The sequence below is a fragment of the Bacillus sp. RB3 genome, assembly GCF_030164735.1.
Taxonomy (GTDB): Bacteria; Bacillota; Bacilli; order Bacillales; family Bacillaceae_G; genus Bacillus_A; species Bacillus_A cereus.
Genome location: NZ_JASNGE010000003.1, coordinates 289419 through 304843 on the forward strand (window position 1 = coordinate 289419; position 15425 = coordinate 304843).

The following is a 15425-nucleotide window of genomic DNA, read 5'->3' on the forward strand; positions in this document are numbered from 1 at the left end:
GTATAAATTGATGGAAATGAGAAGTGATCATACGAATTAATAAAAGAGGTATCGTGAGGATACCTCTTTCTAATTCAAGAATGCCAACATATTATTCATAATATGAAATAACATAGCTGGAATAATGGATTTTGTTTTTTTACATAAAATAGCCATTAATAATCCCATGAAGAAAGTAATGACCATTACGCCAAGTGAGTATGTATGAGCGATACCGAAGAAGAAGCTTGTTATAATCGCTGCAATCCAAAATGGAAAGCGTTCTGAGAAAAAGCGAAGTATAAAGCCACGGAAAATAAGCTCTTCAAAAATTGGTGTGAGTATTGCAAAGCCCAGAAGTAATAATATTTGATACTGCTTAAAGACATCTAAGTTTAGTGCGGAAGATTGCTGCTTTGTTGCGTCTTGGAACACATAATTTAACAAGATGTAATTGAGTAAAATGTTTATAGCGAAGAAAAGAAGTAAGTATACGTATGTACGCCATTCTCTCAGTGCTTTAAAGTTAAATGATTGTAGTAGTAATTTTTTTGCGGGTTCGAATTTAAAAATGAAGAATAACAACACGGCTAGCTGTAATACAATACTTGCAGTATTTACGATAGATTCATACAGGGCAATTTGTTTTTTATCTGTAAGACCGGCTGTATAAATTGTTAAGGGCATTGCGAGGAACACAGTAATAAGTCCGGTTCCGAAAAAAGCGAATACAACGGAGCTAATAAATTGTCCCCATGACATAGAGTATTTCTGTTCATTAGAAAGTTGTGTAGCGGGTTGCATATGTAGAATCACCTCTTTATATTTGTATATTTAATTATAAGGCATTTTGTTTTCAGGCGTAATATTTAAATATTACATATAAAGGTGTATTTTCCATAAAATAATAAAAGAGGTATCACCCTGTAGTGATGCCTCTTTCTCATTGATAACTATGTTCTGTCTTGTTATTCAATTTTGCTTGCTCTATTTGCAATTCACGCTCTACCAATCGATCTAATTGCTGAATTGCTTTAAGTGCTTTTTCATAAGAAATTGTTCGATAATGATGCGCTCCGCCCGGTTCTTCATCTGCTTCGTCTGCCCATTTAATAATATTTTGAAGAGATGTTCTTTCAATTTCTTGTTCCACTAAGAAAGAATCTGTATGAAGAAGAATTGCAATAGAAATTTCTTTTGCTAGTTTTGGATGTTCTCCTAATCTAATAAGTAATTTATGTGCTCTTTCAGCACCTTTAATTGCATGGATATCATTCTTTTTATATAAGTCATAATCCCATTCGCCGCCTGTGTACCACGTATGATGTCCGATATCATGAAGGAAGCCAGCTTTTGTGGCAGCATCGACTGAGGCGTGATGCTTTTTGGCTAGGTGAAACGCATGGTAAGCGACAGCGATCGCGTGGACCATTCCAGAACGGTTTACGTATTTTTGTGTAATGTGGTGTTTAAAAATTTGTTCAAGCGTAATACGGTGCATAAAACATTCACTCCTTTTATCTTATGGTGTATATGAAGAAAAATCGATCGGTTTAAATGTATTTTGAACATTGTACTCCATCATAGTTCGTTAGTAAAGTAGAAATGTTTAGGAGAAGAAAAAATTTTTCCGAAAAAAAATCACCTTAGCTTATGCAAAGGTGATTTTCAAATTGCTTATTTTTTTAATCCTTGCTCTAGTGTTTCTAACATTTCGTGCTTTTCATTTTCATCAGCGTTTTTCCAAATGACTTCAAATAAAACGCCAAGACCTGGAAGCATTTTTTCTTCACCGCTTTGAATTGCATCGACGATTGTTTCTTGTAATTGATCTTGTGAATTTCCAGATACATTCGCTAATACAGCACCGCGTAAATTAAAACTCATTGCTTTCACCTCTTCTTCAGAATTGAAACTGACGTTAGTTTTTGTTCTTTTTTATGTAAATATGTATGAAAAATAGGCTATAATGATAAGACAAGAAGAGAGGGAAATACATATTATGAAAAACATTGATTCAGTACAAAATCCGCGTGTAAAGCAGTGGAAAAAGCTGCAAACGAAAAAAGAACGCGATAAAAAAGGTTTATTTTTTGTAGAAGGATTCCACTTAGTCGAGGAAGCTTTGAAGGCAGGAATTGTAACAGAACTTATCGTTTCAGATCAGACAGACCTTCCGAAAGATTGGACAGTTAATGATGTGGAAATGTATATCGTACCTGAGGCGATTGTCAAAATACTTCGTGAAACAGAAACGACACAAGGTGTATTTGCTGTTTGTGAGAAGCATGAGAAAGAAGTAGCTCTTACTGATGGGAAATTCCTTTTATTAGATGGCCTGCAAGACCCAGGTAATTTAGGAACAATTATTCGTACAGCTGATGCAGCTGGTATTCACGCTGTTGTGCTTGGAGAAGGTTGTGTTGATGTTTACAATAGTAAAGTACTCCGCTCTACACAAGGCTCTATTTTCCACTTACCAATTGTAAAAGGGAACTTAGAAGAATGGGTAGACAAGTTAAAAGAAAACAACGTTCCTGTATATGGAACAGCTCTTGAAAATGGAGTTCCGTATGGTGAAGTAACGCCGGCTGGCAGTTTTGCATTAATTGTAGGAAATGAAGGAAATGGCGTACGCCAAGAAATTCTTGCAAAAACGGATCAAAACTTGTATATTCCGATTTACGGCGGGGCAGAATCATTAAATGTTGCGGTTGCAGCAGGGATTTTAACGTATTATTTGCAAAGCCCGGTTGCGAACAAATAAAAAACTTCTTATAATAAGTTGAAGTACATTATATTAAAAGTTAAATAACGAAAAACGTTGATAGAGAAGAGTAACTTACAAAATCGCCATATAGGGAGAGAGTGCCGTAGACTGAAAGCATTCTTATGGTAGACGGAAGTGAATTCACCTCTGGAGTTGACGCCAGGACCATGTATATGTAAAGGCGTTCCGGTCAGAATTGATCGTTATAACTAATGAGTGGGCAGACTTGTTCTGTCAATTTAGGGTGGTACCGCGAATTTACCTCGTCCCTTTTTGGGAGCGAGGTTTTTTTATTTTTAAAATTAGGAGGGTTCCAAAATGGAAGCACGTTTAAAAGAGCTAAAGCAAAAAGCGTTAGAGCTTATTGAAGAAGCGAAAGAGCTAAAGGGCTTAAACGACGTACGCGTAGCGTATTTAGGAAAAAAAGGCCCAATTACAGAAGTATTACGCGGCATGGGGAAATTGTCAGCAGAAGAGCGTCCACGTATGGGAGCATTAGTAAATGAAGTGCGTGAAGCGATTCAAACGCGTTTAGATGACAAAATTAGTAACTTAGAAAAAACAGTAATCGAAGCGAAATTAGCTACTGAAACAATCGATGTTACACTGCCAGGTCGTCCTGTTGAAACAGGTTGTCACCATCCGTTAACAGCTGTTGTTGAGCAAATTGAAGATGTATTCATCGGTATGGGTTATGAAGTAGCTGAAGGAACAGAAGTAGAAAAAGACTACTACAACTTCGAAGCACTAAACTTACCGAAAGATCACCCAGCGCGTGATATGCAAGATACATTCTACATTACAGAAGAAACGTTACTACGTACACATACATCTTCTGTGCAAGCACGTACGATGGAAAATAATAAAGAAAAAGGCCCAATCAAAATTATTTGTCCTGGTAAAGTGTATCGCCGTGATGACGACGATGCGACGCATTCACATCAGTTCATGCAAATTGAAGGTCTTGTAATTGATAAAAACATTCGTATGAGTGACTTAAAAGGTACACTGCAAGTATTCGTGAAAAAGATGTTCGGTGAAGATCGTGAAATCCGTCTTCGTCCAAGTTTCTTCCCATTCACAGAGCCATCTGTAGAGATGGATATTTCTTGTATGATGTGTCATGGCAAAGGTTGCGGCACTTGTAAAGGAACTGGCTGGATTGAAATTCTAGGCGCAGGTATGGTTCACCCGAACGTACTTGAAATGGCTGGTTATGATTCAAAAGAATATCAAGGTTTCGCATTCGGTATGGGCGCAGAGCGTATCGCAATGTTGAAATACGGAGTAGATGACATTCGTCATTTCTATACAAATGATGTACGTTTCTTACAACAATTCAAACGAGCGTAAGGGAAGGAGAGGATAAATATGTTCGTATCATATCGTTGGTTACAAGAGTATGTAGATATTAAAGATGTAACAGCACAAGAACTAGCAGACAAAATCACGAAAAGTGGTATTGAAGTAGAAGGCGTTGAAGTATTAAATAAAGGTGTAAAAGGTGTTGTAGTTGGTCACGTATTAGAATGTGAAAAACACCCAGAAGCTGATAAATTAAGCAAATGCTTAATCGATATCGGTGAAGAAGAGCCAGTTCAAATTATTTGTGGAGCTGCTAACATTGCAAAAGGTTTAAAAGTACCAGTTGCAAAAGTTGGAGCTGTACTTCCTGGTAACTTCAAAATCAAAAAAGCAAAACTACGCGGTGAAGCTTCTCACGGTATGGTTTGTGCTCTTCAAGAGCTTGGTATTGATGGAAAGTTAGTTTCAAAAGAATACGCAGATGGTATCTTCATCTTCCCAAGTGACGCTGAAGTTGGTGCAGATGCACTTGAAATTTTAAACTTACACGATGAAGTACTTGAGCTTGGCTTAACACCAAACCGTGCAGATTGCCTAAACATGTTAGGTGTTGCATATGAAGTAGCTGCTATTTATGGCCGCGAAGTAAAACTTCCAGCTATCGACTTACAAGAAACAGCAGAAAAAACTTCTGATTATATTTCTGTAAGTGTAGAAGCGAAAGAAGAAAACCCGTTATACATTGCAAAAATGGTTAAAAACGTAAAGATTGGTCCATCACCAATGTGGATGCAAACTCGTCTTATGGCAGCTGGCATTCGTCCAATTAGCAACGTAGTTGATATTACAAACTACATTTTAATGGAATATGGTCAGCCGTTACATGCATTCGATTACGATAAATTAGGTTCAAAAGAAATCGTTGTTCGTCTTGCAAAAGAAGGCGAAAAAATTGAAACGTTAGATGATCAAGAGCGTACATTACAAAGCCACCATCTTGTAATTACAAACGGCACGAAAGCTTTAGCTGTTGCTGGTGTAATGGGCGGGGCGGATTCTGAAGTTACAAATGAGACAGTAAACGTTCTAATTGAGTCTGCATACTTTGCAGGTCAAACAGTACGTCGTACATCAAAAGACTTAGGTCTTCGTAGTGAATCAAGTGCACGTTTCGAAAAAGGAATCGATCCAACACGTACATTTGAAGCAATTCAACACGCAGCTGCTTTAATGGCGAAATATGCTGGCGGTGAAGCACTTGAAGGTGTAGTAGAAGCTGACAACTTACAAGTACAAGAGCGTACAGTATCTGTTACTGCTGAAAAAGTAAACCGTGTATTAGGTACAAATATTTCTGCGAGTGAAATGGGTACAATGTTCACAAACTTGAAATTCCCATTTACAGAAGTAGAAGGAACATTCCATGTAAATGTACCAGCACGTCGTCCTGATATTACAATTTCAGAAGACTTAGTAGAAGAAGTGGGCCGTCTATACGGTTATGACCACATTCCAGTTACATTACCTTCTGGAACGATGACTCGTGGTAAATTAACATCAGCACAAACGAAACGTCGTAAAGTACGCCGCTTCTTAGAGGGTGCTGGTTTATATGAAGCAATTACGTATTCATTAACAAGCGCTGACAAAGCGAAACAATATATGGTTGAGCCAAACGAAAAGGCGCCTGTAGGTCTTGCACTTCCAATGAGTGAAGAACGTAGCCAACTTCGTTTAAGCTTAGTACCGCAATTACTAGAAGCAGTTTCATACAATGTCGCTCGTAAAAACGACAGCGTTGCTTTATACGAAGTAGGTTCTATCTTCTTACCGACAGAAGAAGGAGAACTTCCGAAAGAAGAACAACATCTTGCAGGTGTTATGACAGGTCTTGCTCTTCACCATGCATGGCAAGGTGAGAAGAAAGTAGTAGACTTCTTCGTTGTGAAAGGTGTACTAGAAGGACTATTCGACGTGCTTGGCGTTTCAAATCAAATCACATATGCACCGGCAAAACGTGAAGGTATGCACCCAGGCCGTACAGCTGACATCGTATTAGATGGCGAAGTAATTGGTTTCATCGGTCAATTGCACCCAGAAGCAGAAAAACAATTAGATGTGAAAAATACATTCGTATTTGAATTATCTCTTGTAAAAGTATTCGGTGCAGACGCTGAGGAAACTTACTACTCAGCAATTCCACGTTTCCCATCTATGACACGTGACATGGCTGTTGTAGTAACAAAAGAAACAAAAGCTGGTGAAATGAAGCAAGTCATTGCTGAAGCTGGCGGAGAACTTCTGAAAGACGTAACACTATTCGACTTATACGAAGGTGAAAAAATGGAAGAAGGCAAGAAATCACTTGCATTCTCTATGACTTACTTCGATGCAGAACGTACATTAACAGACGAAGAAGTAACAGAAGCACATAACCGTGTACTAACAACGGTAGAAGAGAAATTCGGTGCGGAGTTACGTAAGTAATTAGAAAATTGCCGGATTCATTCCGGCAATTTTTTTATTGGATTGGTTGTCGGACACTGTCGGTAAGTCGATATATTACAAAAATCGCTCATATATTTTCCGACACCTTGCATCTTTCTCTCGAATGTAGTACATTAATTTTAGTTTAACAAAATGAAAGACGATGATAAGGAAAAGTAGTATATACTATAATCCAAAGCGAGTCAGGGACGGTGAGAGCCTGATGAGGCGGTATATGTGAAGAACACCTTGGAGTTGCTAACCGAAATTGAATTTTGTATTCAAGAGTAGACTTAGACGGGAATCCGGCCTGTTACAAACCGGGAAGTATGTATTACATACGAGTTAAAGTTGGTCTTTATGACAAATTGGGTGGTACCGCGAAGTTTAACCTTTCGTCCCTTTATGGATGAAAGGTTTTTTTGTATTTAAATATATGAGCAAAGGAGAATTTCACTATGGAAAACACATTAGTAAAAAGTCTGTATAGAGATACAGAAAAGTATGCAGATCAAACAGTACAAGTATCAGGGTGGATTCGTAACTTACGTGATTCAAAAGCATTTGGTTTCATCGAATTAAACGACGGTAGCTTTTTCAAAAGCGTTCAAATCGTTTTCGATACAGAATTAGAGAACTTCAAAGAAATTGCAAAACTTCCACTTAGCTCTTCAGTTAAAGTAGAAGGTAAAGTAATTGCAACGCCTGGAGCGAAGCAACCATTTGAAATTAAAGCAGAAAAAATTGATATCGAGGGTTTATCAGATTCTGATTACCCACTTCAAAAGAAACGTCATACGTTTGAATACTTACGTACAATCGCTCACTTACGTCCAAGAACAAATGCATTCTCTGCAACGTTCCGCGTACGTTCTATCGCAGCATTTGCGATTCACCAATTCTTCCAAGAGCGTGGATTCGTACATGTTCACACACCAATCATCACTGGTAGTGATACAGAAGGTGCTGGCGAAATGTTCCGCGTAACAACGCAAGATTTAAATAACCTACCAAAAGGTGAAGACGGAAAAGTTGATGAGTCAAAAGACTTCTTCGGTAAAGAAACAAACTTAACAGTAAGTGGACAGCTGAACGCTGAAGCTTATGCATTAGCATTCCGTGACGTATACACATTCGGACCTACATTCCGTGCAGAAAACTCAAACACAACTCGCCACGCTGCTGAGTTCTGGATGGTTGAGCCTGAGATTGCATTCGCTGAACTAGGGGACGTAATGAACCTTACAGAAGATATGCTGAAATATGCAATGAAATACGTATTAGAGCATGCACCAGAAGAAATGGAATTCTTCAACAGCTTCGTTGATAAAACAGTTCTTGAGCGCATGAACAACGTAATTAACTCTGACTTCGGTCGCATCACTTATACAGAAGCAATTAAAGTGCTTCAAGAATCAGGTGCTGACTTCAAATACCCAGTAGAATGGGGAATTGATTTACAAACAGAGCACGAAAGATACTTATCAGAAGAAATCTTCAAACGCCCTGTATTCGTAACTGACTATCCGAAAGACATTAAAGCATTCTACATGCGTTTAAATGAAGACGGTAAAACAGTAGCTGCTACTGACCTTCTAGTTCCTGGCATCGGCGAATTAATCGGCGGAAGCCAACGTGAAGAAAGAATGGACGTTTTAGTAGACAGAATTAAAGAATTAGGTATGAACGAAGAGGACTACTGGTGGTACTTAGAACTTAGAAAATACGGCGGTACAAAACACGCTGGATTCGGTCTAGGTTTCGAGCGCTTCCTAATGTACATCACTGGTATGGCTAACATCCGTGACGTAATTCCATTCCCAAGAACTCCAGGTTCTTCTGAATTCTAAAATATGAAAAAAGGCGAGAGGATTTCCTCTCGCTTTTTATTTTACATATTGTATAGTTTATTCCCTCGTAGCAAAAAGTAACGCGAAGGGGTGAATATAAATGAGTAAAAAAGTGAAAAAAGATCATTCAAGATCGGGCCTAGGTTCTCCAGAAGTTGAAGGACAAGGAACGACGACACATGAAACAGGTTCTCATAAAGTATCTTCATCAAATAAGAAGCAGAAACGAAGCTAACATAACAAAGGAGAGTCTTAAGGGCTCTCCTTTGTTATGTGTTACATCTTATTATCGTTAATTTCTTTTGTAATCTTATTTATGTCTTTGTCTAATCGATCTAAATAGAAAAACCACAGTAAACTCATGAACACGTAATAGATGGCCATCACGCCAAGATTATCATATATATTTTCGAATGTGGATTTAGTAGTGAAAAAAGCTCCCCAAATGATAGAAATAGTGAGGTAAGAAAGTGGACCTACGAGGTGTACGAAAGCATATCGTACCTTTTTAACTTTTACAGCGTTCATATGAAAAACCTCCTTTTTCTAATCATACATTCAAGTTCTTCACAGAAGTGTTGTAGTTTTGCTGGATTATGTATTAACAAGCGTGCATCGTGTTTCCCGATAAATCTTCGAATCCGAAAGTTTAATAAGAAAGATCGACCATAACGTTCTATTAAATCGTTGAACGCTGGTTGTTCACTTAGTAGCTGAATGTTTTCTCTAATTTCGAACTGTCTTTCGTGTGGATCGCCTAGTAAAATATTTAGAATCATTTGTAGAAGTAGCAATGTAGATTTCCTCCTATGTTAGAATAATCTGTATATTATAATTATAATAAAACTATAAGGACAATAGTAGGATGAAACAAAAAACAGGAGTTTGTAGGCTCCTGTTTTTGTCGATACTATTTTAATAAGCGAAGCGCCTTCTCCGTATTAGCGAAATGCAGTTTCACAAACTCGGGTAATCGTTCTTTACCAAGCTTTTGAATTAATTTAGCAGCAGCGATATCAACTTGTTTACCAGCACCTTTCGGAAGTGGCATACCAGCTTTTTTACTTAGTTCGTCAAACTGTTTTACGAATGAGTAGCGAGCTAAAATAGAAGCAGCGGCTACTGCTAAATGGACGCTTTCACCTTTCGTAGCGAAATAAACATTTTCACGCTGTACCTGTTTTTGTTTTGCTAAATATTTGTAGTATGTATCAGGTTGTGTGAATTGGTCGATTAAGACGCCTTCAGGTTTTGTAGGTGCCATTTTCGCTAATAAGTTTGTAATAGCTTTATTATGTAGCAAGGCTTTTAACTTACCTTGGTTGTTTCCTTTATCAAATAGCTCGTTATATTTTTCATTATGAAGGACAAGAGAGCTATAAGGAACAACGTGTAGAAGTTGTTTCGCAATGGCAGTAATTTGATCGTCATTTAAGTTTTTAGAGTCTTTTACACCAAGTTCTTTTAGTAGTGGAATTTGCTTCGCATCCACATATACAGCAACGACTGTCATCGGTCCAAAGAAATCTCCCGTACCAACTTCATCAGACCCTACAATAGACATTGTACTGATGGAAGTAGGCGGCGCATAACGATGGGAATCGACAGATTTTTTTACAGCTGTTTTCGGCGCGTGAGAGACAGTTTGCCAACGAGAAGCTTCTGCTTCAGCGCGGCCTCCTTGGAACATTACTTTTCCAGATTTATACGCTGTAATCGTGCAAGATGGCACCTTAGCCATAAAGATACCGCCTTGCGGAATTTTCGGGCTAAGTGAATGTTTATATTGTTGTTTCATGTCTTCAATTACTGTAGAATTTGTTTGAATTACGATAGAATTTGACATAATGGTCGCCCCTTTTTTTATATTGTTATTTTTATCATATCGGATTGTTCTTTCTGTTTCCATATTATGAAGGTTCATGGTATGATAAACTTTAGGATTCTGTACGTGATTGGAGGCCGGTGAGTTGTCACAACAAAAGGGAAAGAAAAGTCGAATTAATGTAGAAATCTATGGTCAGCAATATTCAGTTGTTGGCGATGAAAGTACAAGTCATATCCGCATGGTAGCAGCGATTGTGGATGATAAAATGCGCGAACTCAATGCCAAGAATCCTTCGCTTGACACGAGTAGACTAGCGGTATTGACGGCGGTAAACGTCATACACGATTACATAAAATTAAAAGAAGAACATGAGAAATTGAAAGAAAGTATGACAAAAAAAGGAATGGAATAACATGATTGATATTATTATCATTTTACTGCTTGTTATGGGATTTTTCCTCGGCTTACGCAGAGGGTTTATTCTGCAACTTGTAAAGTTAACAAGCTTTATTATCGCATACCTTGTTGCATACTGGTACTGTAAAGATTTAGCGCCAGCACTTGCGAAATTTATTCCGTATCCATTTGATAAAAACGTATCTGTTCCAGAATGGATTGATGCAAATAATATTGAGACAGTATTTTATCAAGCGCTTGCGTTTATCATATTGTTTATTATTACAAAAATAGCACTTTCATTACTTGGTAATTTGTTAAATATGTTTGCAGAAATACCGGTTTTAAAGCAAGTAAATGCGTTTGCGGGGGCAATCCTCGGATTTTTAGAAGTATATATTGTTTTGTTTGTCTTAATTATCATTGGAAACATTCTTCCGATTGAACAAGTACAAACACCATTACAAAAATCATCAATTAGCAAAATAATTGTAGACGATACACCGATTCTATCTGAAAAGGTGAAGGAACTATGGCAGACAGGTAGCAGAGTATAACTTCTCTTTTTTCGGAAAGAGAAGTTTTTTTCTATGAAAGAAAGGCGGGGTAATGATGAAAGTAAATAAAAAACAAGTTATCAAATTATTAGAGACAATCGGGCTTTTTATGGAACTAAAGGGTGCGAATCCATTTAAAATATCTGCATTTCGTAAAGCGGCAGCAGCATTAGAAAGTGACGATCGTAGTCTTTCTGAGATTGAAGATTTCACAAAGATTCCGGGCATCGGAAAAGGAACAGCAGCCGTTATTCAAGAATATATAGAATCGGGAACATCTGAAGTATTACAAGAACTTGAAAAAGAAGTACCGAGTAGCTTATTGCCGTTATTAAAACTACCAGGTCTTGGTGGTAAAAAGGTGGCTAAGTTATATAAAGAGCTAGGCGTTATTGATATGGAGACGTTAAAAGCTGCTTGTGAGGAAAATAAAGTACAAGCTTTAGCTGGTTTCGGTAAGAAGACAGAAGAGAAAATATTAGAAGCAATCGATCAAGTAGGCTCTCGTCCAGAGCGTTTACCAATTGCGATGGTATTGCCTATTGCCGGGGAAATAGAGGAGAAATTGTCGAATATTGCTGAAGTAATTCGTTTCTCTCGCGCTGGTAGTTTGCGCCGTGTTCGTGAAACAGTGAAAGATTTAGATTTTATCATTGCAACGACAGAACCAGCAGCGGTACGTGAGCATTTACTACAATTCGATAATATGATTGAGGTAATCGCAAGTGGGGATACGAAAGTTTCTGTTCGTCTTCAATATGAATATGATATTTCAATCGATTTCCGCTTAGTAAAACCAGAAGAGTTTATTACAACACTTCACCATTTCACAGGATCAAAAGACCATAACGTAAAAATGCGTCAAATCGCAAAAGATAAAGGCGAGAAAATTAGTGAGTACGGTGTAGAGAACTTAGAAACAGGTGAAGTGAAAACATTTGAGACTGAAGAAGACTTCTTTGCTCATTTCGGTCTACCATTTATTCCGCCAGAAGTGCGTGAAGATGGAAAAGAAATTGAATTAATTAAAGAGTATCCGAACTTAATTCAGTTTTCCGATATACAAGGTGATTTACATATGCATACAACTTGGAGTGACGGTGCTTTTTCTATTGAAGAAATGGTACAAGCGTGCCGTGCTCGTGGATATAAGTTTATGGCGATTACTGATCACTCGCAATACTTAAAAGTAGCGAATGGTTTAACGAAAGAGCGTCTTCGTGAGCAAGCGAAAGAAATTGAACGTATGAATGAAAAGTATCCAGACATTACAATTTTACGCGGAATTGAAATGGACATTTTACCAGATGCCTCGCTTGATTTTGATGATGAAGTATTAGAAGAATTAGACTATGTCATTGGAGCGATTCACTCTAGCTTCTCACAAGACCGTGAAACGATCATGAAGCGTCTGCGTACTGCACTTGAGAATAAACATGTCACAATGATTGCTCATCCGACAGGACGTCTTCTCGGGCGCCGTGAGGGTTATGATGTAGATACAGATTTATTAATTGAACTCGCAAAAGAGACAAATACAGTTTTAGAATTAAATGCGAATCCGAACCGTCTAGATTTAAGCGCTAAATTATTAAAACAAGCACAAGATGCTGGTGTAAAAGTAGCGATTAATACAGATGCTCATACACTTGAAATGTTAGAAGATATGGAAACAGGTGTAGCAGCAGCACGTAAAGGTTGGATTCAAAAAGATAACGTGATTAACACATGGGATATTGAACGTTTATTAGACTATATTAAACGTAATAAGTAACGCAAGGGGGACCTGCAACATGTTAGAAAGAACGTTGCGTGTATTAGAATACAATAAAGTAAAAGAACAATTACTTGAACATACAGCCTCTTCACTTGGCCGTGACAAAGTGAAGCATTTAGTGCCGAGCACTGATTTTGAAGAAATTGTAGAAATGCAAGATACAACGGATGAAGCAGCGAAAGTTATTCGTTTAAAAGGTAGTGCACCATTAGGTGGTATTACGGATATTCGCTCAAATGTGAAGCGTGCAAAAATTGGGAGTATGTTAAGTCCAAATGAATTACTTGATATTGCGAATACGATGTATGGTAGTCGTAATATGAAACGTTTCATTGAAGATATGGCTGATAACGGTGTCGAGCTTCCGATTTTAGAAACTCACGTCGCTCAAATTGTATCTTTATATGATTTAGAAAAGAAAATTACAAATTGTATCGGTGACGGCGGTGAAGTAGTCGATAGCGCAAGTGATAAACTGCGTGGTATTCGTACTCAAATTCGTACTGCGGAAAGCCGTATTCGTGAAAAATTAGAAAATATGACGCGCTCTTCAAATGCGCAAAAGATGCTGTCTGACTCGATTGTAACGATTCGTAACGAACGTTACGTAATCCCAGTAAAACAAGAATACCGCGGCGTATATGGTGGTATTGTTCACGATCAATCAGCTTCTGGACAAACGTTATTTATTGAACCGCAAGTCATTGTAGAATTAAATAACGCACTGCAAGAAGCTCGTGTGAAAGAGAAACAAGAAATCGAACGCATCTTATTGATGTTAACAGAAGAAGTGGCAGTAGAAGCCGATATCGTTTTATCAAACGTAGAAGTAGTTGCGAATCTTGATTTCATTTTTGCGAAAGCTTTTTATGCAAAGCGAATTAAAGCAACGAAACCAATCGTAAATAACGAGCGTTATATGGATTTAAGACAAGCTCGCCATCCGCTAATCGATCCAGAAATTATTGTGCCAAATAACATTATGTTAGGTAAAGATTTCACGACAATTGTTATTACAGGACCGAATACAGGTGGTAAAACAGTTACGCTGAAAACAGTTGGTATTTGTGTTTTAATGGCGCAATCTGGTCTTCACATTCCAGTAATGGATGAGTCAGAGATTTGTGTGTTTAAAAATATATTTGCTGATATCGGTGATGAGCAATCGATTGAACAAAGTTTAAGTACGTTCTCCTCACATATGGTGAACATCGTTGATATTTTAGAAAAAGCTGATTTTGAAAGCTTAGTTTTATTCGATGAATTAGGTGCTGGAACAGACCCACAAGAAGGGGCTGCACTAGCAATTTCGATTTTAGATGAAGTATGTAATCGCGGTGCTCGCGTTGTTGCAACGACGCATTATCCAGAATTAAAAGCATACGGATATAACCGTGAGCAAGTTATTAATGCGAGTGTTGAGTTTGATGTAAATACATTAAGTCCAACTTATAAATTATTAATCGGTGTACCAGGCCGTAGTAATGCCTTTGAAATTTCGAAACGTCTTGGATTATCTGATCGCGTTATTGACCAAGCACGCAACCACATTAGTACAGATACGAATAAAATTGAAAATATGATTGCGAAGTTAGAAGAAAGCCAGAAGAACGCAGAGCGTGACTGGAACGAAGCAGAAGCACTTCGCAAACAATCTGAAAAACTTCATCGTGAATTACAACGTCAAATTATTGAATTTAACGAAGATCGCGATGAACGATTATTAAAAGCGCAAAAAGAAGGGGAAGAAAAAGTCGAAGCTGCAAAGAAAGAAGCAGAAGGCATTATTCAAGAACTTCGTCAATTGCGTAAAGCACAGCTTGCAAACGTGAAAGACCACGAGTTAATTGAAGCGAAGAGCCGTCTAGAAGGCGCAGCACCAGAGCTTGTTAAGAAACAAAAAGTAAACGTGAAAAACACTGCGCCGAAGCAACAGTTACGTGCAGGTGATGAAGTAAAAGTATTAACGTTCGGTCAAAAAGGTCAATTACTTGAAAAAGTAAGCGATACTGAGTGGAGCGTACAAATCGGTATTCTGAAGATGAAAGTAAAAGAATCTAACATGGAATACATTAACACACCGAAGCAAACAGAGAAAAAAGCAGTTGCAACGGTAAAAGGTAGAGACTATCACGTTTCATTAGAACTTGACCTTCGTGGTGAACGATTTGAAAATGCAATGGCGCGCGTTGAGAAATACTTAGACGATGCCCAGCTTGCAAGCTATCCTCGCGTATCAATTATTCACGGTAAGGGGACAGGAGCACTTCGCCAAGGTGTACAAGATTACTTGAAGAAGCATCGCGGTGTAAAAACCTTCCGTTACGGTGACATGGGCGAGGGAGGCCTAGGCGTAACAGTTGTCGAATTAAAATAGAAAACAACGAAACAAAGGGGAAACCATTATATGTTTATGGACAAACTTGCAAAAGTATTGTTAGCTTGTTGCGGAATATTTTTGGTGATTGGGGTTATT

The 15425-nt window shown here is 38.0% G+C and carries 15 protein-coding genes and 2 other annotated features; of the genes, 9 read left to right on the forward strand and 6 right to left on the reverse strand.

Annotation, left to right across the window (positions count from 1 at the left end; all coding sequences use genetic code 11):
• Positions 1-69: 69 nt before the first annotated feature.
• The 3 genes from QO049_RS06920 to sspI form a co-directional block, all read right to left on the reverse strand.
• Positions 70-783 carry a CPBP family intramembrane glutamic endopeptidase gene (locus tag QO049_RS06920; protein ID WP_001182123.1) on the reverse strand — a complete coding sequence of 238 codons (714 nt, stop codon included), beginning with the start codon at positions 781-783 and terminating at the stop codon, positions 70-72.
• A 139-nt stretch (positions 784-922) separates the two neighbouring features.
• On the reverse strand, positions 923-1480 hold the full coding sequence (locus QO049_RS06925; RefSeq protein ID WP_000554786.1) for an HD domain-containing protein: 558 nt from the start codon (positions 1478-1480) through the stop codon (positions 923-925).
• Between the two features lie 176 nt (positions 1481-1656).
• A complete protein-coding gene (gene sspI / locus QO049_RS06930) occupies positions 1657-1866 on the reverse strand; it encodes a small acid-soluble spore protein SspI (protein ID WP_000009509.1) in 210 nt (69 codons plus the stop codon).
• Between the two features lie 82 nt (positions 1867-1948).
• Between sspI and QO049_RS06935 the strand changes: the two genes are divergently transcribed.
• The 5 genes from QO049_RS06935 (at position 1949) to QO049_RS06955 (ending at position 8626) form a co-directional block, all read left to right on the forward strand.
• Positions 1949-2746 carry a TrmH family RNA methyltransferase gene (locus QO049_RS06935; RefSeq protein ID WP_001986644.1) on the forward strand — a complete coding sequence of 266 codons (798 nt, stop codon included), beginning with the start codon at positions 1949-1951 and terminating at the stop codon, positions 2744-2746.
• Between the two features lie 48 nt (positions 2747-2794).
• Positions 2795-3023, forward strand: a binding site (T-box leader).
• Positions 3024-3067: 44 nt separating this feature from the next.
• Complete coding sequence (gene pheS / locus QO049_RS06940; protein WP_246961373.1) at positions 3068-4102, forward strand: phenylalanine--tRNA ligase subunit alpha; 1035 nt, start codon at positions 3068-3070, stop codon at positions 4100-4102.
• An 18-nt stretch (positions 4103-4120) separates the two neighbouring features.
• On the forward strand, positions 4121-6541 hold the full coding sequence (gene pheT / locus QO049_RS06945; RefSeq protein WP_000498191.1) for a phenylalanine--tRNA ligase subunit beta: 2421 nt from the start codon (positions 4121-4123) through the stop codon (positions 6539-6541).
• 154 nt (positions 6542-6695) lie between these two features.
• Positions 6696-6947, forward strand: a binding site (T-box leader).
• A gap of 52 nt (positions 6948-6999) precedes the next feature.
• Complete coding sequence (gene asnS / locus QO049_RS06950) at positions 7000-8391, forward strand: asparagine--tRNA ligase (protein ID WP_000432177.1); 1392 nt, start codon at positions 7000-7002, stop codon at positions 8389-8391.
• Between the two features lie 100 nt (positions 8392-8491).
• Entirely contained in the window at positions 8492-8626 is a 135-nt protein-coding gene (locus QO049_RS06955) for a YuzL family protein (RefSeq protein WP_000039590.1), read from the forward strand.
• A gap of 41 nt (positions 8627-8667) precedes the next feature.
• Here QO049_RS06955 and QO049_RS06960 read toward each other — a convergent pair whose 3' ends face one another.
• The 3 genes from QO049_RS06960 to rnhC all read right to left on the reverse strand — a co-directional run bounded on the left by QO049_RS06960 (position 8668) and on the right by rnhC (position 10237).
• A complete protein-coding gene (locus tag QO049_RS06960; RefSeq protein WP_000994764.1) occupies positions 8668-8919 on the reverse strand; it encodes a hypothetical protein in 252 nt (83 codons plus the stop codon).
• Positions 8916-9185: a hypothetical protein gene (locus QO049_RS06965; RefSeq protein ID WP_000925537.1), complete on the reverse strand. Its 270-nt coding sequence runs from the start codon at positions 9183-9185 to the stop codon at positions 8916-8918. The genes QO049_RS06960 and QO049_RS06965 overlap by 4 nt, the downstream gene beginning before the upstream one ends.
• 116 nt (positions 9186-9301) lie before the next feature.
• On the reverse strand, positions 9302-10237 hold the full coding sequence (rnhC, locus tag QO049_RS06970) for a ribonuclease HIII (RefSeq protein WP_000071570.1): 936 nt from the start codon (positions 10235-10237) through the stop codon (positions 9302-9304).
• Positions 10238-10361: 124 nt separating this feature from the next.
• Between rnhC and zapA the strand changes: the two genes are divergently transcribed.
• The 4 genes from zapA to QO049_RS06990 are packed head-to-tail and all read left to right on the forward strand — an operon-like array spanning position 10362 to position 15326.
• On the forward strand, positions 10362-10631 hold the full coding sequence (gene zapA / locus QO049_RS06975) for a cell division protein ZapA (protein ID WP_000082701.1): 270 nt from the start codon (positions 10362-10364) through the stop codon (positions 10629-10631).
• Position 10632: 1 nt separating this feature from the next.
• A complete protein-coding gene (locus QO049_RS06980; protein WP_000565412.1) occupies positions 10633-11172 on the forward strand; it encodes a CvpA family protein in 540 nt (179 codons plus the stop codon).
• 55 nt (positions 11173-11227) lie between these two features.
• Positions 11228-12946: a DNA polymerase/3'-5' exonuclease PolX gene (gene polX, locus QO049_RS06985; protein WP_000867517.1), complete on the forward strand. Its 1719-nt coding sequence runs from the start codon at positions 11228-11230 to the stop codon at positions 12944-12946.
• Positions 12947-12965: 19 nt separating this feature from the next.
• The gene (locus tag QO049_RS06990) at positions 12966-15326 is read left to right on the forward strand and encodes an endonuclease MutS2 (protein ID WP_000893713.1); all 2361 of its coding nucleotides are present in this window, start codon (positions 12966-12968) and stop codon (positions 15324-15326) included.
• Positions 15327-15425: the final 99 nt, after the last annotated feature.